This is a genomic window from Streptomyces niveiscabiei, from assembly GCF_001419795.1.
Lineage (GTDB): Bacteria > Actinomycetota > Actinomycetes > Streptomycetales > Streptomycetaceae > Streptomyces > Streptomyces niveiscabiei.
In genome coordinates, this window is record NZ_LIRL01001430.1 from 1 (window position 1) to 926 (window position 926).

A 926-nucleotide genomic window follows, 5' to 3' on the forward strand; every position below is an offset into this window, starting at 1 on the left:
CCCGTGTTCGTCCCCGCGCATCCTCGGTACGCCGACGAGGTGCCCTACATCGTCTACGAACTGTTCGGCCGCCCCGACGGCGCCGGCGCGGTCGCCCTCGCCTTCACGAGCCCGCGGAAACTCGCCGCCGCGCTCGGCGAGGCCCAGCCCTGGGTCGCCACGTCCCTCGGGGTCCTCGCCACCGGCATGCGGGAACACGGAGTGACGGTCCGCCTCGACCCCGCGGTCGCGCCCGGCGCGGGCAACTGGACACCGGCCGACCTCGCGGCCTACGCGGAGGCGGTGCGCTGATGGACTTCAACGTCGTCCTCTCCGACCTCACCTCCATGTCCTCCACCCTCCACACCGAGGCCACCAACTACCGCGCCCTGCATGGCCAGGTCACCCCCGCCGTCGTCAGCGGCGGCGACCCCGGCCTCGACCACGCCATCTCCGAGGCCGCCCACCTCATCTCCGCGCTCCACACCCTCTTCGCCGACCGCATGGACGACCACGGCGACAAGGTCGCCTACGCCCGCGACTCCTTCCACCGCCACGACATCGACGTACACGGCCTCTTCGAGGACCTCATGAAGGACGGGGACTGATGTCCGACAGCTGGATCGGCGGCGACATCGGCGGCCTGCGGGCGATGGGCACGTCGTACAAGTCGGCGAAGCCGTCCCTGGAAGCGGCGATCACCCCCGTGACGGACCAGGTGGAAGCCCTGGTCAAGGACACGGGCTGGAAGGGCGAGGCGGCCGAGCGATTCCGCGCCACCTGGTCCGAGGACGCCCTCACCGCAGGCGCCTTCGGCGGCCTCGTCGAAGCGGTCGGCGGCATCCTCGAAACCCTCGCCGACCAACTCTCCTCCTGCGAGACAGCCCTCCAGAACGCCCAGCACACGGCAGCAAAACAGGGCGTGGCCACCGACCCCAAGGGCGCCC

At 71.3% G+C, this 926-nt stretch carries 3 protein-coding genes; all 3 read left to right on the plus strand.

All coding sequences use genetic code 11. The annotated features are described in order from the left end of the window. Positions 1–291 (plus strand): SAV_915 family protein (locus tag AOK24_RS44720; protein WP_338060985.1); only part of this gene is annotated, 291 nt, incomplete at its 5' end. Then, positions 291–587, plus strand: coding sequence for a DUF6317 family protein (locus tag AOK24_RS44725; RefSeq protein WP_055725512.1), 297 nt, complete (start codon positions 291–293; stop codon positions 585–587). The genes AOK24_RS44720 and AOK24_RS44725, both read left to right, overlap by 1 nt. Next, positions 587–926, plus strand: a 340-nt coding sequence (locus AOK24_RS44730) for a WXG100 family type VII secretion target (protein ID WP_420876744.1), incomplete at its 3' end; no start/stop codon positions are given. The genes AOK24_RS44725 and AOK24_RS44730, both read left to right, overlap by 1 nt.